The 20,243-nt window shown below is 45.7% G+C and carries 20 protein-coding genes; 2 read left to right on the top strand and 18 right to left on the bottom strand.

All coding sequences use genetic code 11. The features are described 5' to 3' along the window. Positions 1–42 precede the first annotated feature (42 nt). On the top strand, positions 43–1,455 hold the full coding sequence (locus CCZ37_RS02660) for a phosphoglucomutase/phosphomannomutase family protein (RefSeq protein WP_094499680.1): 1,413 nt from the start codon (positions 43–45) through the stop codon (positions 1,453–1,455). A 107-nt stretch (positions 1,456–1,562) separates the two neighbouring features. Here the strand turns inward: CCZ37_RS02660 and CCZ37_RS02655 are convergent, their stop codons facing one another. The 6 genes from CCZ37_RS02655 to CCZ37_RS02630 form a co-directional block, all read right to left on the bottom strand. Beyond that, positions 1,563–2,591: an ABC transporter ATP-binding protein gene (locus CCZ37_RS02655; protein WP_094499679.1), complete on the bottom strand. Its 1,029-nt coding sequence runs from the start codon at positions 2,589–2,591 to the stop codon at positions 1,563–1,565. Next, on the bottom strand, positions 2,591–4,216 hold the full coding sequence (locus CCZ37_RS02650) for an ABC transporter permease (protein ID WP_094499678.1): 1,626 nt from the start codon (positions 4,214–4,216) through the stop codon (positions 2,591–2,593). Before CCZ37_RS02650 ends, CCZ37_RS02655 begins: the two co-directional genes overlap by 1 nt. 100 nt (positions 4,217–4,316) lie before the next feature. Beyond that, the gene (locus tag CCZ37_RS02645) at positions 4,317–5,330 is read right to left on the bottom strand and encodes a Fe(3+) ABC transporter substrate-binding protein (RefSeq protein WP_010317541.1); all 1,014 of its coding nucleotides are present in this window, start codon (positions 5,328–5,330) and stop codon (positions 4,317–4,319) included. A gap of 140 nt (positions 5,331–5,470) precedes the next feature. After that, positions 5,471–6,700 (bottom strand): ammonium transporter, encoded by a 1,230-nt coding sequence (locus CCZ37_RS02640; protein WP_026027365.1) that lies wholly within the window; start codon positions 6,698–6,700, stop codon positions 5,471–5,473. A 27-nt stretch (positions 6,701–6,727) separates the two neighbouring features. Then, positions 6,728–7,066, bottom strand: a complete 339-nt coding sequence (locus CCZ37_RS02635; RefSeq protein ID WP_010317537.1) for a P-II family nitrogen regulator — start codon at positions 7,064–7,066, stop codon at positions 6,728–6,730. Between the two features lie 191 nt (positions 7,067–7,257). After that, positions 7,258–7,644 carry a YacL family protein gene (locus tag CCZ37_RS02630; protein WP_010317535.1) on the bottom strand — a complete coding sequence of 129 codons (387 nt, stop codon included), beginning with the start codon at positions 7,642–7,644 and terminating at the stop codon, positions 7,258–7,260. Positions 7,645–7,830: 186 nt separating this feature from the next. Here CCZ37_RS02630 and CCZ37_RS02625 point away from each other — a divergent pair, with 186 nt between their 5' ends. Continuing rightward, a complete protein-coding gene (locus CCZ37_RS02625; protein WP_094499677.1) occupies positions 7,831–8,967 on the top strand; it encodes a glycerate kinase in 1,137 nt (378 codons plus the stop codon). A gap of 121 nt (positions 8,968–9,088) precedes the next feature. On the opposite strand, the gene CCZ37_RS02620 is transcribed toward CCZ37_RS02625, so the two are convergent. The 12 genes from CCZ37_RS02620 to CCZ37_RS02565 all read right to left on the bottom strand — a co-directional run bounded on the left by CCZ37_RS02620 (position 9,089) and on the right by CCZ37_RS02565 (position 20,108). After that, the gene (locus CCZ37_RS02620; protein WP_244187277.1) at positions 9,089–11,350 is read right to left on the bottom strand and encodes a TonB-dependent receptor domain-containing protein; all 2,262 of its coding nucleotides are present in this window, start codon (positions 11,348–11,350) and stop codon (positions 9,089–9,091) included. Positions 11,351–11,497: 147 nt separating this feature from the next. Next, the gene (locus CCZ37_RS02615) at positions 11,498–12,877 is read right to left on the bottom strand and encodes a HAMP domain-containing sensor histidine kinase (protein ID WP_094499676.1); all 1,380 of its coding nucleotides are present in this window, start codon (positions 12,875–12,877) and stop codon (positions 11,498–11,500) included. A 20-nt stretch (positions 12,878–12,897) separates the two neighbouring features. Further along, positions 12,898–13,575 carry a response regulator transcription factor gene (locus CCZ37_RS02610; RefSeq protein WP_010319569.1) on the bottom strand — a complete coding sequence of 226 codons (678 nt, stop codon included), beginning with the start codon at positions 13,573–13,575 and terminating at the stop codon, positions 12,898–12,900. 71 nt (positions 13,576–13,646) lie between these two features. After that, positions 13,647–14,477: a metal ABC transporter solute-binding protein, Zn/Mn family gene (locus tag CCZ37_RS02605; protein ID WP_162097692.1), complete on the bottom strand. Its 831-nt coding sequence runs from the start codon at positions 14,475–14,477 to the stop codon at positions 13,647–13,649. A gap of 89 nt (positions 14,478–14,566) precedes the next feature. Then, positions 14,567–15,445, bottom strand: coding sequence for a metal ABC transporter permease (locus CCZ37_RS02600; RefSeq protein WP_010319567.1), 879 nt, complete (start codon positions 15,443–15,445; stop codon positions 14,567–14,569). After that, on the bottom strand, positions 15,445–16,206 hold the full coding sequence (locus CCZ37_RS02595; RefSeq protein WP_094499675.1) for a metal ABC transporter ATP-binding protein: 762 nt from the start codon (positions 16,204–16,206) through the stop codon (positions 15,445–15,447). The genes CCZ37_RS02600 and CCZ37_RS02595 overlap by 1 nt, the downstream gene beginning before the upstream one ends. Further along, positions 16,206–17,129 (bottom strand): metal ABC transporter solute-binding protein, Zn/Mn family, encoded by a 924-nt coding sequence (locus CCZ37_RS02590; protein ID WP_094499674.1) that lies wholly within the window; start codon positions 17,127–17,129, stop codon positions 16,206–16,208. The genes CCZ37_RS02595 and CCZ37_RS02590 overlap by 1 nt, the downstream gene beginning before the upstream one ends. A gap of 35 nt (positions 17,130–17,164) precedes the next feature. Beyond that, positions 17,165–17,749, bottom strand: a complete 585-nt coding sequence (locus tag CCZ37_RS02585) for a DUF6162 family protein (RefSeq protein ID WP_094499673.1) — start codon at positions 17,747–17,749, stop codon at positions 17,165–17,167. Beyond that, positions 17,733–18,035 carry a hypothetical protein gene (locus CCZ37_RS02580; RefSeq protein ID WP_094499672.1) on the bottom strand — a complete coding sequence of 101 codons (303 nt, stop codon included), beginning with the start codon at positions 18,033–18,035 and terminating at the stop codon, positions 17,733–17,735. The genes CCZ37_RS02585 and CCZ37_RS02580 overlap by 17 nt, the downstream gene beginning before the upstream one ends. A gap of 12 nt (positions 18,036–18,047) precedes the next feature. Continuing rightward, positions 18,048–18,869 (bottom strand): DUF4198 domain-containing protein, encoded by an 822-nt coding sequence (locus CCZ37_RS02575; RefSeq protein WP_029627071.1) that lies wholly within the window; start codon positions 18,867–18,869, stop codon positions 18,048–18,050. A 65-nt stretch (positions 18,870–18,934) separates the two neighbouring features. Further along, positions 18,935–19,450, bottom strand: a complete 516-nt coding sequence (locus tag CCZ37_RS02570; RefSeq protein WP_094499671.1) for a DUF2271 domain-containing protein — start codon at positions 19,448–19,450, stop codon at positions 18,935–18,937. A gap of 31 nt (positions 19,451–19,481) precedes the next feature. Further along, a complete protein-coding gene (locus CCZ37_RS02565; RefSeq protein WP_094499670.1) occupies positions 19,482–20,108 on the bottom strand; it encodes a PepSY-associated TM helix domain-containing protein in 627 nt (208 codons plus the stop codon). Between the last annotated feature and the right edge of the window lie 135 nt (positions 20,109–20,243).

Genomic DNA, 20,243 nt, shown 5'->3' with positions numbered 1-20,243 from the left:
GAAGGAGCTGAGGCTCAACATTCGTCCCACAAGGATTTTATTATGATCAAATTTGGTACAGGTGGCTGGCGCGCCTTTATTGGTGAAGAGTTTACCAAAGACAACGTCTGTCTAGTGGCTCAATCACTTGCCAACATCATTAACCACGAAAATGTGGCTAACAACGGGTTCGTTATCGGCTACGACCGCCGCTTTCTTTCTGACAAAGCCGCACGTTGGTTTGCGCAAGTCTTAGCCGCGAATGGCGTGGTGGTAAGTTTTATCGATAAGTTTGTTCCTACCCCTATTGTGATGTTCAAGGCTAAAGAGATGAATTGCGCCTATTCGGCGTGTATTACGGCATCCCACAACCCTGCGGACTACAACGGCATCAAAGTGTTCATTGAAGGTGGACGAGACGCTGATGAGGTGATCACACAAAAGATTGAACAACAAATCGCGTCACTGACGCTTGCCGATGTAAAACACGTCGAATTTGAACAAGCGCTGCAAGATAAATCGATCGTCATCATCAATCCAATGAATGAATTTGTCGATTCAATCATCAACTTTATCGATATTGAAGCGATCAAAAAAGCCAACCTGCGTGTGTTGATTGACCCTATGTTTGGCGTCGCGAAAAATGCATTGCAGACGGTTCTGATCAATGGCCGCTGCGATGTGGATGTGATCAATGATGGCAAAAACCCCGATTTTGGCGGTTTAATGCCTTCTCCTAATGCAGCGACGCTTTATCGTCTAAAACATTTAGTGGCCGCAGAAGGTTACGATATTGGGATAGGTACCGACGGCGATGCAGACCGACTTGGTATTATTGATGAGAAAGGCAACTTCATCCATCCTAATGAAGTACTGATCCTGCTTTACTACTACCTGCTTGAATATAAGGGTTGGAAAGGATCCGTGGTGCGTAACATCGCCACCACTCACCTGCTGGATAAAATTGCCGCTGACCACGATGAGAAAAGTTTTGAAGTCCCGGTTGGCTTTAAACACATCAGCTCACAAATGGAAGCGGATGATTCACTAATTGGTGGTGAAAGCTCCGGCGGTTTAACCATTCGTGGACACATCAAAGGTAAAGATGGGGTTTTTGCATCGAGTTTGTTGGTTGAAATGATCAGCGTGACAGGTAAAAAACTCTCCGAATTACTGGGGGAAATTTACGCGAAATACGGTTACGCTTACACCGCAGAAGGTGACTGTCAATTTAAAGCCGCGCAAAAAGAGTCGTTGTATAACAAAATCTACGTTGAGAAACAGTTGCCCCAATTTGAGTATGAGATTGAGAAAGTCAGTTACGAAGACGGAGCCAAAGTCTACTTTAAAAACGGCGGCTGGGTTATTGCTCGTTTCTCTGGTACCGAACCATTACTACGCATTTTTGCTGAAATGGCAGATAAAGACACTGCAGAACGTGTTCTTCAACAGGTGAAAGATTTTCTATCGTTATAGCTTTTACCTACTTCGACTCAAATTTGAGTCGCTATACCCGCACAGTATGTAGAGGTTGTAGGTGTATCGATGAAGAACACTTGCCCGGCGTCATGCCGGGCTTTTTTTTAAAAAGCCAACACACCTTGCGTATCAATGCTGACTGCAACACTTTGCCCAACACTCAACGGCTGTGAAGAACTCGCCAGCAACTTACTGCCATAAGCATCAATCACATAACGGCAGTGATCGCCCATAAATTGCTGCTCTAACACGCGGACCTTACTCTCTTGCTGCGCACAAATTTGAATGTGTTGTGGCCGCAGTAGTAATTCGCATTTGGCTTCAAGCTCAATGGGTTGCTGAGCTTTGGCGTCAACTACACCTAAATCGGTCTCAAATTGCCATTCTGAAATTCGTTTGGCGCTTAAATAACTTCCACCACCCAAGAAATCGGCCACAAATTTACTCGACGGTTGGTAGTACAGCTCTGATGCGGTGCCATATTGCTCAATCACACCGTGGTTCATTACCGCCATTTTATCAGCAAAAGCAAAAGCTTCTTCGCGGCTATGGGTCACAAAAATAGCCGTTACCCCCTGCTTTTTAAAAATGTTGCGAATTTCACCGATCAACTCATGGCGAACTTGGGTATCGATGTTGGAAAACGGCTCATCAAGCAGCAGTAGATCCGGTTTATACGCCAAGGAGCGAGCAATCGCCACTCGCTGCTGCTGTCCACCCGATAGTTGATGAGGATAACGATTTCCCAGCCCCACCAAATGCACTAATGACAACATCTCTTCGACTTTCGCTTTACGCTCGGTTTGAGAGAGTTGACGCAATCCAAACGCGATATTTTCCGCAACAGTTAAGTGAGGAAACAGCGCATAATCTTGGAAAATCATCCCTATGTTGCGCGCTTCCGGTGGCAACCAATGTTGACCATCATCAATCGTTACACAATTAAGGCTCATCACCCCTGAGCTGAGCGGCAGCAAACCCGCAATAGCTTTCAATAAGGTCGTTTTCCCACAACCACTTGCTCCTAATAAACAGACGATTTCTCCCTGTTTAACTTCCAGCGACAGTGATTGTAAAACCGTTTGGTTTTCATATTTGCAAGTCAAATCATGAATAGACAGCGCACAACTCATCAGTGATTTTGCTCCAGTGAACGGTTAACAACGATAAGCGGAATTAAACCAACCGCAACCAAGAGTATCGCAGGCAAAGCAGCCACTTCTAATTGTTCATCCGATGCGTAGTTATAAACATAGGTCGCCAAGGTTTCGAAATTGAACGGACGCAATAACAAAGCGGCATTCAGCTCTTTCATTGACTCAATAAACACCAACAACCCAGCGATCAGCGTACCACGGCGGATCAATGGCAGATGAACTCGCCACAGCATAGCGTTTGATCGATAACCCATAGTTCGAGCCGCCATATCCAAAGAAGGTGAGACTTTATTGAGGCTACTTTCAATACTACCAATCGCCACGGCCGAAAAACGCACCACTAAAGCAAAGATAATAGCAAACATCGAACCAGAAAAGATAAGACCCGGTCGCCCCCATTGCATCGCTTTAGCAACATCATTGACCCAATGATCCATAAACAGCACCGGAACCATCACACCAATCGCTAGCACGGTTCCGGGAACCGCATAACCCATAGAAGACAAGCGCATAAAGGCTAAAGTCACCCCATTGGCGTTCAACCGATGGCAAAAATTCACTACCAAAGCAATCAACACCGCCACCAGCGCGGCCGTCAACGAAACCATTAAGCTATTGATCGCAAAGTCTTGGAACTCCGAAGTCCAACTTTTCGCAAAATAATGATAAGCGAATGAGGCCAACTGCAATAAAGGCAGCAGAAACGCGAGCACAACTAGCCCCCAACACCAACACAAAGCGGCCCATTTTTTCCACCCTTGCAACTGATAGCGAAAATCTTCATGGCTGTTAAATTGGCTTTGAAACAATTTCTGTTTACGACGGCTATAGCGCTCTGCGCTCAGCAGTAATAATACAATCACCAACATGATGGCGGATATTTTCGCTGCCGCATTCAAATTAGAATAACCGAGCCAAGTGTCATACACCGCAGTCGTTAGGGTATTAACGGCAAAGTAACTCACCGTACCAAAATCACCCACCGTTTCCATCGCCACTAAGGAGAGGCCAACCGCCATCGCTGGCCGTGCAAGCGGTAGTGAAATAAGACGAAAACTCTGCCACGGAGAGCATTTTAATAGACGAGCGGATTGTAATAAGGAAACGTTTTGCTCCATAAATGCCGCGCGGCACAGTAGGTAAACATATGGATACAGCACCAGCGCAAGCACAATGCTTGCCCCGCCCAAACTGCGAATGTCGGGAAACCAGTAATCAGCTGCACCCCAGCCAGTAAGATCTCTAAGTAACACTTGCACTGGGCCTGCGTAGTCAAACCAACCGGTAAAGATGTAACCGATAATGTAGCCAGGCATCGCAAGTGGTAACACCAAAGCCCATTGTAAAATGCGTTCGGTAGGCAGCTTACACATCGCCATTAACCAAGCACTGGGAATGCCAAATAGCAAAGAAAGTCCCATCACACTGAACGTTAATACGACGGTATTAAAGGTATAGGTGGGCATCACGGTTGACATGAGATGAGCAAAAACCTCATCACTTTGTCCCGCAGCGGTAATAAAGATGGCTAAGATCGGCAAAACCAGTAGCACAGTGACACTGGCACTACTGGTTTTCCATAATGTATTTTTTTCTTTCATTGCCTAATTACAATAAGGCTTACTGACACATAAATGCGTTTGCAAATACATCTCATGCCCCTTCAATAGAATAGGGGCACTGTTATACCCCTAGAACCGATTAAAGGTCAAATTTCACTTCATCAAGCAGCTTAATTGCCGCGGCATGATTGTCGGCAATTTTTTCGAGCGGCAGTGGATCCGCTTTAAAATCACCCCATGAAGCGACTAGTGCAGAACGCTCAACACCTGCTTTTACTGGGTATTCAAAGTTGACGTCAGCGTACATGTGCTGTGCTTTATCGCTGGTCAAAAACTCCATCAGCTTAACTGCATTTTCTTTGTTAGGCGCGTACTTCGCCATCGCCATACCACTCACGTTAACATGCGTGCCTTGCGCATTCTGACCTGGGAAGTTGATGTAGACAGCTTCAGCCCATGATTTTTGCTTATCATCAGCTAACATTTTCCCTAAATAATAGCTATTACCCAATGAGACATCACACAAACCTTCTTTAATCGCTTTAACTTGGTCACGATCGTTACCTTGAGGCTTACGTGCTAAATTTGCTTTGACACCTTCAAGCCAAACTTTAGTGCTCGCTTCGCCTTGCTCTGCAATCATGGATGCAACCAGCGCCACGTTGTAAGGGTGCTTACCACTACGAGTACAGATTTTGCCTTTAAATTCAGGCTTCGCGAGGTCAGCGTAATTGAAGTCATCACCCAGCTTGCCTACGCGATCGCGTGATGAATAGACGCTACGGGTACGCACAGTCAGTGCAAACCACTCATCGGAGCTATCGCGATACTGGGCAGGAATGTTGGTTTCAATGGTTTTGTTATCCACCGCCTGGACTAAACCTTTTTCAGATAACTCAAAAAGACGGCTAAATTCTGAGGTTAAAATCACGTCTGCAGGGCTGTATTCACCCTCTTGTACCAATTTCTCAGCAATCCCTTCTTTCGCAAACTTCACATTCACTTTGATGCCCGTTTGTTGAGTGAACTCTTTAAACATCGGCTCAATCAAAAATGGTTGGCGGTATGAGTAAACGTTGACCTCTTCTGCCGCCATCGCACTCGGAGCAATAACACTGCATGCTATAGCAGAAAGAGTAAGCAGTTTCTTCATTTCTAGTTCCCTTTAAAATTGGTAATGATAATGTTTATCAGTTTCGTTATTATATTGATGATGGATTGAAAAACAATTCAATCAATAAAAAAACCTGCCTTAATCGGCAGGTTTTTAGGTAGGTTATCTGTAAGGAAATATTACTTTATTGTGACGAATTCTGGGTAGGCCCCCACCCCACAGTCGTGCATATCCATCCCTTCTAACTCTTCTTCTTCCGAAACTCGAATGCCTATCGTTGCCTTAAGGATGCCCCAAACCACAAGACTTGCACCAAATACCCAAGCGAAAATCACTGCGGCTCCAAGTAGTTGAGCGCCAAAAGTCGCATCAGTATTGCTGATTGGCACAACCATTAAACCGAACAAACCACATACGCCATGTACTGAAATTGCGCCGACAGGATCGTCAATTTTCACTTTATCAAGGGCAATAATGCTAAACACCACCAACACACCCGCTACGGCACCAATTGCTACCGCATACAGTGGTGATGGAGAGAGAGGATCAGCAGTAATAGCCACTAACCCGGCCAACGCACCGTTGAGTACCATGGTTAGATCCGCTTTACCCCAAGTGGTTTTACACACTAATAGAGCCGCGATAGAACCCGCTGCTGCAGCGGCATTGGTGTTGAGGAAGATCTGCCCCACCGCTGTCGCGTTTTCAAAATCAGACAGCATTAATTGTGAACCACCGTTAAAACCAAACCAGCCAAACCACAGGATAAATGTACCCAAAGTCGCAAGTGGCATGTTGGAGCCCGGAATAGGGTAAATTTCACCATTTTTACCGTATTTACCTTTACGTGCTCCCAACAAGATGACCCCAGCTAGCGCCGCCGATGCACCCGCTAAGTGAACAATACCAGAGCCTGCAAAATCACTGAAACCGGCAGCAGAAAGAAAGCCACCGCCCCAAGTCCAATAGCCTTCCATTGGGTAAATGAATGCGGTCAAAACGACGGAAAAAATAAGGAACGACCACAATTTCATTCGCTCAGCGACAGCGCCAGAAACCACCGACATCGCGGTTGCTACAAACACCACTTGGAAGAAAAAGTCTGATTCAAGGGAGTGATCCGCGCCTTCTGCTTGGCTACCTATCAAGGAGCCGAATGAAGGCAGCCAGCCTGCTTCTGCGTTATCAACATACATAATGTTGTAACCAACCACTAAATACGTGGTACAGGCAATCGCGTACAAACAAAAGTTTTTGGTTAAAATTTCAGTGGTGTTTTTAGAACGGACTAAACCCGCTTCTAACATGGCAAAGCCAGCTGCCATCCACATGACCAACGCACCCGAAATTAAGAAAAAAAACGTATCGAGTGCGTAACGTAGCTCTGTTACCGTTGCTGCTAATTCCATAATGGTTATCTCCAATCCTTTGAATCTTTACAGTGCTTCACTGTCCATTTCGCCAGTGCGAATACGCACAGCTTGGCTGAGGTCATACACAAAAATTTTTCCGTCACCAATTTTTCCGGTGTGCGCCGCTTTGATAATCGCTTCTATCACGCGATCGACATTTTCAGCTTGTGTCGCTATTTCTAATTTCACTTTAGGCAGAAAATCGACTTGATATTCCGCGCCTCGGTAGAGCTCGGTGTGCCCTTTTTGGCGACCAAAGCCTTTCACTTCGGAAACCGTCATCCCTTCGATGCCGACATCGGCCAAAGCTTCACGCACATCGTCTAACTTAAATGGTTTAATTATCGCGTTGATCAGTTTCATTGCATCCTCTCACAAGCAGTAGTCCGTTTACGATCAATACAATCCAAGCTGCGTGCCAACTTTTTAAATCAATGATTTTAAAAGATTTTTAACCATTTCCTATGCCAAAAAGAAAAGGGTTGCACAAATGAGGTGCAACCCTTTCCCAAAAATAAAGCGAAGTGGTTAATCTTCACCAGTTTTGTGCAGCGCTAAGTGAAGTCCGCAGGTGAGTAACGTACAAATTCGCACCACTGCTTGATCATCAAAGCAAAATCATCAATGCCGCAGCTTGCGGTGCTTTCACAATCGTAAAAATCAAACTCACTGTCACTATCAAGCGCTTCACCATGCGTCAAAACATTGGCCTGAACCGTGACCTCATCGGCAAGAATCATCACGCTGATTTCCTGCCCCTCAAGCGTCTGCTCTTGATTAAATGCACGTTTCGATGCTGCCATTAGCGCAATAACTTGATCTATTTTGGGAAGATCGTTGCTGATCTCCTCTTGTAGCCAACGGCCAATAATTTCGTGCCCCATCGAAAAAGAGCAGTAATAGCTGCCATCTAGGGTATTTTTTTTAAATTCGTAGTCCATCGGGTTCTCGATATTGGTGCTTGGGGATACGGATAACTTTGTTATTATCGGTGATTATGCGGTTCAAAGAAACTAGGGCGTTAATCTAACCTTGATATCAAGGTTTATACCCATCTATAGCAAGCTAGACCATTATTACTTTTACTCAATCTAGTTTGTTTGTTTAACGCAGCTAAGGTGTTAAAAATGAAAATTGTTATAGCTCCAGATTCTTATAAAGAGAGCCTAACGGCGATGGAAGTCGCCACTGCGATAGAGAATGGATTCAAACAAGTGTTGCCCGATGCGCACTACATTAAGTTACCGATGGCCGATGGCGGCGAAGGGACGGTCCAATCACTGGTTGATGCCACTAATGGATCGATTGTTACCACAACCGTAACGGCGCCGCTAGGTGAACAAGTCGAGGCTTTTTATGGCTTAATGGGTGATGGTAAAACAGCGATCATTGAGATGGCGGCCGCATCGGGCTTACACCTTGTGCCGCCAGAGCAACGCAACCCAATGAACACCACCAGCTACGGTACTGGTGAGCTGATTAAAACCGTGCTCGATCAAGGTGTTGAACACATCATCATCGGCATTGGTGGCAGTGCAACCAACGATGGTGGCCTCGGCATGGCGCAAGCCCTCGGCATTCAACTGCTTGATTCAGATGGCAATCCATTAGGCTTTGGGGGCGGTGAATTGTCGAAACTGGCCTCGATTGATCTCACACTACTGGACCCACGTTTAACCCGCATCAAACTGGAGGTCGCCTGCGATGTCGATAATCCACTGTGCGGCGTACAAGGCGCTTCGCATGTCTTTGGCCCACAAAAAGGAGCAACACCTGAGATGGTCGCGCAACTTGATGACAACCTTGCGCATTATGCAAACATCATCAAAACGCAATTAGGCCGTGATGTGAAAGAGATGCCGGGCGCTGGCGCGGCAGGCGGTTTAGGTGCGGCGCTGGTTGGTCTACTAGGAGCGAGCCTTCGTCCGGGCATTGAAATTGTGATGGATGCCGTGAACCTTAGCGATGTAGTAAAGGATGCCGATTTAGTCATCACCGGGGAAGGACGCATTGATAGCCAAACCATTCACGGTAAAACGCCAATCGGTGTTGCACGCACTGCCAAACGTTTTTCCGTGCCAGTGATCGGCATTGCAGGCTGCTTGTCAGCGGACTGCGCCATTGTTCACCCACATGGTATTGATGCGGTATTCAGTGTCGTTCCACGCTCGGTCGACTTGCCGACAGCCCTTGCCGAAGCGGCGCAAAATGTAGAAATGACCGCGCGTAATGTCGCGTGTGTTTTTAGCTTGTCTCGCAAGTAATACCCCTTTTTAAAACAGTAAGCCGAGCTAGAATGCTCGGCTTACTTTAAAACTATAAGTGATCAATTAAAGCGGCTAATTGTTCACAAACTCAATCACTACCAAGGGCATCAATCAAAAATTAGAAGCGCATATTGGCCGAGATCCAGAAATTACGTGACTGGTGGATCACGTTATAGTGATCTTGCTTACTACCGATATAGCTTCCATCACCGTTTTGCGTCCACTCCACATCATAGGTAGAAAAATCTTTATCAAACAAGTTGTTGATTCTTGCTGAAATCGTTAGATCCGATGAAAGATCCCACGTACTGCCTAAATGGAAGATTTCAAAATCTTTGTAGAAAAGATCATTGCCTTGGCTATCTTGACCTTGGTAACGATCAGAGTTCGCTTCCATCACAAGATAAAGTGCGAAGTCTTGATTCGCTTGCCAGTTCAAGGTGGTATTAAGCATGTGCTTCACCGGGTTGCTGGTTAATGGCTTGCCTTTGCTCACGCCACTCTTAATTTCAGAATCTGTGTAGGTATAATTGGCTTTCAACGAAAGTCCGTAAGGCATTACATAGCGACCCGCCAGCTCTAAACCTTTCACTTCAGCATCACCAACGTTATCTTTGTAGCTCAGCTTATAACCACTATTAAGTGCATTCCAACTCGCAGCATCGACATTTGTACAAGCCGAATTTGATGCATTCTCATAGCAGTTATGAATACTTTCTATTTTATCTTTAAACTCGCTATAAAATAGTGTGGCATTGAATGTGTGGCCTTGTGGCAAGCTGTAATAAACGGCAAATTCACTATTGACCGAGGTTTCTGGTTGCAGATCTGGGTTACCAACCCATGGGCTTGTTCCTTGTCCGCCAAAACCTGTGATCCCCGCATACAAATCGGAAGTTTTAGGTGTTTTATACCCCGTTGATACACCACCTTTTAGCGTCCAATCGGTAGTGAGGGCATAGACCGCATACAAACGAGGTGAAACATGACTACCAAAAGTGCTGTGATGATCATAACGTGCGCCACCTGTCAGTGACAATTCATCTGTCAACTGCCAGCTATCTTCAGCAAACAGTGAATACTGCTTATGTTCTTGCACTGCGCCTGCTTGATAACCACTGCTTAGCATACCAAACACGCCATCTTCCATTTCAGAGTCGATCAACTGTCCACCGACCACGACGAAGTGATCGCCGAACGGCATTTCTAATTTCGCATCTAAGGTGGTACTTGCACTTCTCAACTCACGTTGTGGACGAGGCAGCAATTCAGACTCAATCCAAGCTATCGTCTCATTTTTTGAAGATGAGGCTTTTTTACTCGCAAGCTCCTGACGCTGTTGTAAGCTCAGCGGCAAAGAACGACCTAAGTTTTCGGTCACAACATGTGAAAGACCCACTTCGGTACGGCCAAAATCCCATTTAGCAATATGAGTCAGCGAGATTTGATCACGTAATGTTCTTTGCGTTGGCGCATAACCAACACGTGCATTTTTATAAATCGTATCGGCAGAATCTGTCGTACCAAATTGTGATTCACTGTTATCGTACTTTTGACGAGAAGCATCATAGTCAAGCAACAGTTCATTGTTTTCATTAACTAGAAATGTCAGACCAAAACCCGCTGACCAATTTTGATTATCTGATGTTTTGCCACCACCACCAAAGGTGGTCGAGGGTTGGAAGGTGGAGCCATCTGGCGCAGTCGTAGCCGCATAACTGGGTGTCGATTCCGCTTTGTCGTAAATGCTACCGCGTAGTGAAAGGTACAGTTTATCTTCAATCAGAGGGCCAGAGCTGAAGAAATCAGTAGTGGTAACATCACCTAATGCAGAATTTTCTTGCAGTGTGCGACTATGAGAAATCGACCCGCCCCACTCGCTATTGGCACGTTTGGTGATGATATTAACGACGCCACCCATCGCATCCGCGCCGTATAATGTTGACATTGGACCGCGCACTACTTCAATCCGCTCAATCATATCAAGTGGCGGAATGTGCGCCATTTGGAAACCGACGAAGTTATTGGGATAGAGATCACCGCTATTGTTCTGACGCTTACCATCAATCAACACCAACGTATAGTCCGAACCCATGCCTCGAATGCTGATGGTACTTTGCCCACTCTTGTCCTGACTTTCACCAATGTCAACGCCTTCGACATTTCGCAACGCATCAAGCAAGTTAGTATAAGGCTGTGTACGCAACTCCTCTGAGGTGATCACAGTAACACTTGCAGGCGCATCAGTCAGTTTCTGCTCAAAACCAGCCGCAGTAACCACCATGACATCGTCAGATTGATTCTGCGCATGAGCAATAAAAGGCAAATGAGATAGTGATGCAATCGCAATCGCTAAGCTCGTTTTACGAGTCAACAACATCGGTTTATTCCTTTTTTATTCGATGAACCACCTCGATAGCCTTAAAGGCTTCAAAACGGTTAAGTAAAATAACTCGCAGAATTTAACTGATAACAATTATCAATTGTATTTACTTTACAATCTTTACACTGTTTTAGGGAACTTTTCTCAATGGAGGGATCGCTCACAAGGAAAGGTAAAGACAAGCTCAAGCCCCGACACACTATAGGCCTTGATCTTACCTTGCATTTTATCAATCGACTGGCAAACGATAGAGAGACCCAATCCATACCCAGAATCAGAAGAGGAGCTTTGCTTTGCTTGATAAAATGGCTCGAAAATATGCGCTAAATCGGCAGGTGCTACTCCCGGTCCATTGTCAGAAATGCTGATCTGTACATGCTGTTCATCAAGCGTTACTCGCACGACAATAGCGCACTGTGGTCCAGCATATTTGACCGCGTTGGTTAAGACATTATCCAGCGCGCTTCCAAGCAAGACCTTATCGGCTAAAATCCAAGGCGCTGATTGAGAGGCGATAAATGTTAAACGTTGCTCTGGCTGTAAATGGCATTCAAACTTCGCCGTTTGCTCAGCAAGGTAAGCGTTGACATCAAGTGGAGTCAATACAATATGTAGATGCTCACTATCTAGGTGGCTAAGCTCTAAGATCTTTTCAATCATCGAGTTCATCAGATGCGATTCATGCTCTAACTGATCAAGGAAGAGTTGAGCGCTCTCATCCCTGTGATCTTTTTTGAGCAAGTGCAACAAGAGTAGCTGGCGGGCAAGAGGGGTTTTCAACTCATGAGACAAGGTTCGCACTAACTTTTTTTGTTCGCCAATGAGTCCTTCAATACGTTCAGCCATACGATCAAAATCGTGTGCTAATTGCTGAAATTCAATCGATGAGCGACCAAGCTGCTGCGCGACTCTCACTGATGTTGCCCCTTGAGATAAACGGTGGCTAGCGGATCTTAAACGCGTCAGTGGCAATTGAAGTTGCTTGGTTAACACCCACGAGATAATACCTAAAATCAATAAACTGATCATGAGGTTCAACGCCCATAGATAATAAGCCGAACGCCGAGCTGGGTGCAGTTCCCAAGGCAGTTGAATCATCAATTGATGTGCATCGCGTAGAGGGATACCAATCATGGGGCGCGACACCTTATTGCCCATCGGCTCATCCATTCCCCTCTGGTAATGCATCTTTTTCTGTACGTGCGGGTGAACCTCTCGCCCGCCAATCGCCTGCAGATGCTCATCAACCACGTACAGTAGATACTTCTGTTTTTCTTCCCACCGAGCAAGATCCTGTGCATTGCTTTGCCGTAATAGTGTATCGGCCTCATCCGAGAGCACTTGAAACTCTCGATGTATCGCAGTGGGTAAACGTAAAAAGTGTTCTAATAACAGCACTTCTATCGCGGTGTACGAAGAGAGAAGCAGCACCACGCCAACCGATAAATGCATAAACAGTTTGACGACTAGGTGCTGTGATACGGTGCGAAAAATGCGTTTCGCCCTCGCCCAGTCCTTAACCATTAACCATTAACCATTAACCATTAACCATTAACCAGTTCAAATTGATAGCCAGAGCCTCTTGCGGTGCGAATGGTATTTTTTGAAAAACCCGCTTGGGTTAATTTACGGCGAATATTGCTGATGTGCATGTCTAAATTGCGATCAAATGGGCTTAACTCTTTGCGTAATACTGTATGTTGTAATTCAGCTTTCGATACCACTTTTTGCGGATGCGCCGCTAGGTAGGTCACTAAATCCAGTTCAGTCTGAGTGAAAGGTAAACGGCGTATTTGTATGACGTGTGAATCAAGTTCATCCACACACGCTTGCATACGGGGTTGGTAGCGCTGCTTTTCCAGCGCTACTCGTCTGAGAGTGGATTTAATTAACGTCAACAGCTTAACAATGCTGAAGGGTTTCGCTAGGTAGTGATCTGCGCCAGCATCATAGCCTTCAATTTTGGCTGATTCGTCACCGAATGCACTGATCATCACAATCGGTGTAGAAAATCGTTGGCAGATCCGCCTTGCGGTTTGTAATCCATTCAGCTTGGGCATCATAACATCAAGCAAAACCAGATCAAAAGGCTGCGATGCTAATAGCTCAAGGGCTTGCTCACCATTTTGCGCGCTCATCACTTGGTAGCCTTCCAAAAGCAGGACAGATTCGATCAACTGACACATTGCAGGATCATCATCGGCAACTAAGATATTGGGCATAATCAATAAACATATAAATAAGAATAGTTATTATTCTATTTATTATTAAGATGAATACAAGTCTAGTATGATCAATTCGCTAAAGTAAATTGCCAACGCTGCCAAGGTAAAGTGCGCTCAAAGCCGCGGTCAAAACGCTGAATGGGATCAACCAGTAAATAACGAGAAAACTGCGGCAGGATCTGCTTTAGCTGCTTGCTTTGAGCTCGCGTCGCAATAACCCAAGCACTAGGATCTTGCTCAACCCATTGTTTCAACTGATTTTTATCTTTTTGATTCCATTCTAATTCTGGCTTAAATAAATGACCGTGCACATACAAAGAGTAACCCGCAGCAAAGTCCAATAATGCGGGGTCGAGTAACACGACACTCTCGATCTCTTGGTCAAATAAAAATTGTTGATTCGCTAACATAAGCGCCGTAATCGCAGCCGCTGATTGACTTTGGTTATCCGCAATACGCTGTGCATGTTGCGGAAATAGTTGTTGCAAATCTTGGCTGATAATATTGAGCATTGTGGTTAAATTGACGGGATTGAGCCACACATACGGCGAAAGTGAGCCCTCTTTATCACGCAACGATGCAACCGCTTGCGCTCTGGGAGAAATGGCTTGCGCAGCATCAATCGGGACAATATGTACGTTAAATTGACGCACCTGAGGATAGATAGGATCTTGCGGCCAAATCGATGCAATGGTCACTGCAGCAAGCGCAGATCGTGCTTTTTCCGCGACCTCTTGCTGATGGCTTGTAAACCAACTGAGATGGCGATTCAAACTAAAACGCGGCGACGGTAGGTAAACTGCAGATTGATCAGTACCCTGCAGCAGTTGGCTGGTGAGCAAATAAGTCGCTGGCAGTGAAGTCAATACACTTTGATTCGCAGACGTATAACCACTCAAAGAGAGGCAGCAAACAAGTAGGCACAAACGGCGAAAAAAAACGCACCTAGTTTGAAAATACTGTGATAGAAAACATTGCTTGATAATCATCATCCGTTAGGCCTCGCCACGCGCCAAATTGTGGCCATCATAAAAAAGAGAGAAGAGAGTAAAATGATCGCCGCTCCAGAGGGGATCGGCCACTGATAAATCAGTGGTAAAATGGTGCCGCCAAGGCAAGCTGTGGTGGCCAATAAGGCTGACATCAGCACAAAACTGGCATTGTGGCGAGTCAGCAAACGGGCGGTTGCGCCGGGGATCAGCAGTAATGCCCCCACTAGCACCGCACCAATCACCTTGACTGCCACTATGGTAACCAGTGTTATCATAATGACGAAAAGATAATCATAACCATGCACAGACAAGCCCCGAACTTTTGCAATATCTGGACTTAAGCAAGAAAGAAGGAGGCGGTTGTAGGTCAAAAGCAGCACGACCAAGATCAAGGCGCAGATGGCAACCAGCAGCGTAATGTCTTGCCGTGTCACGGTTAAAATCGAGCCAAACAGAACATTTTCGAGTAAGTGAATATTAATTTTACGCGCCACATACATCAATAACGCAGCGCCAAGTGCTAACGCACCAGAAAGAAAAACACCGACTAAAGTGTCATAAGGCACTTGAGTGCGATTGCGTACATAATGCAGCAAAAGAGCAAAGATAAGACAAAAACTAAACAAACCTATCATAGGTGATTCAGGGCTTTCACCAAGTAAAATACCTATCGCAATACCCGTAATCGCCGCATGACCAACGGCTTCAGAAAAAAACGCTAAACGCTTAGCAATTACTAAAGTACCCAGCCCACCCAGTAGCGGCCCCAATACACAAGCAGCGACTAACGCATTGAGCATAAAGGCATAACCAAAGCTTTGCGCAAGCCATCCTTTGTCCACAGCCCACTGTAAAGCGTGTAACAGCGCGTCCATCATGCTGCCACCTTGGGATTCAATTTCGCGTGCTTGCTGTAATGCTGGAAAAGATGTTCAATTTTATCAGGGTGCAAGACAGCACTCACTGAACCACTGTCGACCAAACCGCGATTGATCACATGTACAACACCTTGCGTTTGGTTAAGAATGCGTTTTACTGCGTGAATATCATGATGTACCGCAAGCACTGTCACGCCTTGGTTCACTAGCTGCACGATCAACTGTTCAAGGTACTGAACTCCTTTCTCATCCATCCCCGTAGTCGGTTCGTCTAAAATCAGTAATTCAGGTTCATCTAATAATGCTTGTGCAAATAGCACCCGCTGCAACTCGCCACCGGACAATTGCCCCAAACGCAAATGCGCACGCTGCGCCATTCCAACGCGCTCTAAGCTGAGTAACACCTTACGCTTTGCAAGATGGCGTTGAGGTGATAACCACTGTAGAAACAGTGGAATACGGCTCATATTGAGTAACATAAAATCCAATACGCTAATGGGTAAACTGGACTCAAACAGCGCTTTTTGTGGCACATAACCCATACGTTGCCGCGCACCTTCTGGCCAGTGGATCTCTATCTGGCCGTCGAAGGGCGTTAATCCCATGATTGAGCGCAATAGCGATGTTTTTCCGCCGCCATTCGGTCCCATCACCATATGACACTGTCCCTGAGCAAAATGGTGATCCATCATTTCAATCACCGTTTGTGAGGCATAGCTCAGGCTCATCTTCGTAAGATCAATCGCTGGCCCTTTCATCACGAGCGTTCCCGAGCTAATTGACTGGCATACTGCACCGCTTGCACTAGAGTTTGAGTATTGTCATTCATCTCCTGTAACACTTTGTCACGGGTAAATTCACCGTGCGTCATGTGAGAGAAACGATAAAGCTGAACCCCAGTTTCTCGCTCGATAGTCTCGACAAATCGGTTGGGCATATCGAGCTCATAAAACAGGACGTTGATACCTGAACGGTGGATCTTTTCGATGGTCTCTTGCAATTGACTGGCACTCGGTTCAACACCGTGGGCCGGTTCAATGACGGCACTGACTTCAATGCCAAACTCTTGTAGGAGGTAATTATAAGCGTTGTGAGTGGTCGCCACTTTCAGTGTTTGAACGTTAGCGTTCAGTAGCTGCCGCATCGCTTGCTGTTTTATCTGCCGCATCTGTTTGGCAAATTTACGAGCATTAGCTTGATAAAACGGGCCATTTTGAGGGTCAATCTCCGACAAAGCTTGAGCAATGGTGTAGACCTTTTGAATAGAGGTTGCAATGCCAACAAAGGTATGAGGATTTCTCGCCCCATCGCCAACAGAAGCTCCCATTGCGGCAAGTAAGGGCACTTGTTGATTTGCATAAATGATCTTCAGGCTCGGCTGATCGGCTGCGGCTAATACCTTTATCGCATAATCATCGTGGCCGATACCATTTACGACGATCACATCCATCTTTTGTAGCCGCAGTAAGTCCGCAGGCTGCGGTTGGTAGTTATGAGCATTAAACCCAGCGTCGACCAATGGCAGCACATTCGCCCTATCTTGCACTATAGTACTGACATAGCTGTAATACGGATGCAGAGTAATACCAATAGTTAACTTCTCTTGTGCGTAGCTAAGGGTACAGACCAGCAGTGTGGAGATACAACCCAGCCAATGCCCTAACTTATAACGACCTATCATAACTGTCTCTTTTGATTTCAATGCAGAACAAAGCATTAGAAGGAACGCACTAATAACCAACGTTTCCAACCCACTTGTTGTAAATGATGGCTCTCTTGCAATGATTCGATAGCAACATGCGTCACCAAAGCTTGAGATGAGAACCACACTTCAGGAGAGTCCATCGAGTTCGGTGGATACCACAAAATCACGTGTCCTACCGCGTCAGGCTGTTGAGCTATACCAAGGTAACCATTCACCAGTCGATACCATTGATGTTCACCTAAATAGTGCCAACTGACATCGTTGACAAATGGCGCGATCGCCTCATCCTCTAGCCACTGGATCGACGGCAGTTGAGCGTCCATTTGATAGAAAAAAAGCAACTCTTGATGAGCAAGGCTAAGCTCCGTCAGTATGCTTTTTTGCTTTTCACTGAGAACCTGAGCACTTAAGTCACTCTGTAAAGTGGTGGTTTTCTGTGCCTTTTCCGATAAATGATTCCATTGAAACAACGCCCAAGCGAGCAACAAAATGCTCGCTATCGCCATGATGACCCAACCTGTTTCAGCGCTACCTTTATCCGCTTTCACCACCATACTCACGGCCGCTCTAGGTGGATTATCAGAGTTCAACGCCATCCACCTCAATCGCCGATTCATGGCCTGGATCAAATACTATGTAGTAATCCCCCTCTGGCTGCTCAAAAGTCACCTTCGACAATGCATCGGTTTTTTGGGCATCTAATAACACATCGTCATAATCAAACAGACGTATGGTTTCATTAAGGGCAGGACTACTGTCACTGTACCCGGCTTGGCAGGTTATGGTTGTTTCTTGCTTGCTGCACTCCATCACGGGGAAATGAGCCCAACTTGTCCCACTCACCAACAGCGCAGCAAACGCGCTTGCTCGGATTATTTGCACAATACAACCTCGTTATTTCAAAACCACTTCAAAGGTTAAATGAATACTAGAGCGCGCTTCGTCCGCTAAAGCATTATCGCTAAGTGCTCCACTAAAGCCTGCGATTAGCAAATAACGCCCCGCTTGTTCTGGAGTGAAACGAATCTTGCCTTCATTATCACTGTGGATGATCAGCGCCTGTTGTTGGTTACGATATAAGGTGCCATCTTGGCGAATTTCGGCTTCAACACCCGCTTGAGCTTGGCCGTTAAAGAAGAACTGCAACACAATCTCTTCACCTTCAACCATATCAGCTGGGTGTGTAACGGGAACCAATTCTAAAAGTTGATTTTCCAAAGCAAACACTTGCGCAGAAGGCTCATTCACCGTGATGTAAGCTTCTGTTCGGTTGAACATCAACACTGTTTTGACGTTTTGTGCACCTTCGGGCAACAAGGCTTGGCGCTCAACTGAATTCGCGGCAATGCGTCGCGCCGTATTACGCGCACCTACGGTGTAATTGGTCATATAAAATGGTGTTCCCACCAACGCAATTTTATGAGTGCCTTGCTCATAGAAAAAGAAATCAAAAGTCGATTTACGCTTATGCTTGGCACTAAAAGCAAAACGCTCTCGCTTGCCACTCGGAGTAAGGACATAACCTGAATCGACACTCAACGGCTTATCGAACACAAAAGTGCCATGTGATGCCGTAGCATCGGTAGTAACCCAATCACCCTCTTTGGCAGAAATGGTAAATTCACTTGGCAATAACCAACGAGGGTGCGCTTGCAATGACGCAGAAACAAAGGCCGAAGCAATCAACAAACTTTTACAGATAAAGCGATAAGACATAAGATCATTTCCTGTGAGTGGATAAGCTTGAACTACCAAGCTTGACTCCTTAGTAGAGCCTAAAATTAAGGTTGATAGTGCAAACGAATGACGCCCGTTTCATAAGTTGCAGCGAGGGAAAACTGCTGCGCAGAGTGAGTTAAGGACATCACTTGGCGCACTACATCTCGGCCACCATGTTCACGCACCACTTCAGCAAAAAAGACGTAATTTCCCTGCTCAAGTATCTCGCCTTGGTCATTTTTGCCATCCCAAAACATTTTATATTGGCCTGCCGGGCGGGTTGCCGAGGTGATCGCATCAACCAACTGACGATCGTAGCGTCCTACTTGACGCCACCAGCGACGAATATCCTTTAACCATGTGTCATCCTTTTGCCAAAGCGCGATGGTTCGCACTGGCTTTCCTTGGCTATCTTCAATCCAAACCGCAACATAAGGTCGCGCGTACATGCCAACTTCTAAACGTGGTAATTCAAATTCAATGTCCAATTTGCCCAGAGGATTCGCCGCCAGCTTGAAACTGGTCACCACACAGACGAATGCGATAGCATAAGGCTGGATCCACTTAATGATATTCATCACATTTCCTTTTAAATTGAGTAAGTAATGGCTAAGGAACCGCAAGCCAATAGACGCTGAAAGTGAGAAGCAAACCTAAACTGCACCAACGCAGCGCATAGCTTAGAGTACTTTTTTTAGGTAAAAGCAATGCAATACCAGACAGAATAAACACCAGCATCAATACAGAAGAGAGATCAATCACCCACTTCCAAACCTCACCGCTGTGACGCCCTTTGTGCAGATCATTAAACATAGCGACAAAGCCATAATCGGTCATATCCAGTTCAGCCTGAGCGGTGGTTAAATCAATATACAGAGCAGCGCTGTAGCCCGGAGCACTGAAACTGGCGCTCACTTCTCCTTGCTGTAACACACCATTTTGGTAATCAGTGTAAGTATCTAAACGAGACATTTCACCTCGCACCGAGCTATGCGCCGTCAGGTAATTGAGTAGAGTGTCAGCATTTAAAACCAAACGCTCATCTTCAAATAACAGAGATTGAGGCAAGGTGAATTGCAGTTGTTCACGACTGGGCTGGCTTTTTACAAACAAATCGGGTCGATTCAAGGTAATGCCAGTAATAGCAAAAAAGAGCATCAACCCGATAACACTCATCGATACATAGATATGTAGGCGTCTGGCCCAAAGTTGGAAAGTTCGCTGTTTATAAAACATGCCTTGCTATCATCAGATAAAATCACGCCTCATTCTATATGATAATCAAACTCATTTTGATTCAATTTACATTATTTACATTACAGAGTTCTGCACAGTGGATGACGTCATGCTTTGTTTGAGAATACCGCCGGT

Origin of the sequence: Vibrio qinghaiensis (assembly GCF_002257545.1) — a bacterium.
Lineage (GTDB): Bacteria > Pseudomonadota > Gammaproteobacteria > Enterobacterales > Vibrionaceae > Vibrio > Vibrio ordalii.
Note: the sequence above shows the minus strand (reverse complement) of the source record. Positions and strands in the feature narration are given on the sequence as shown.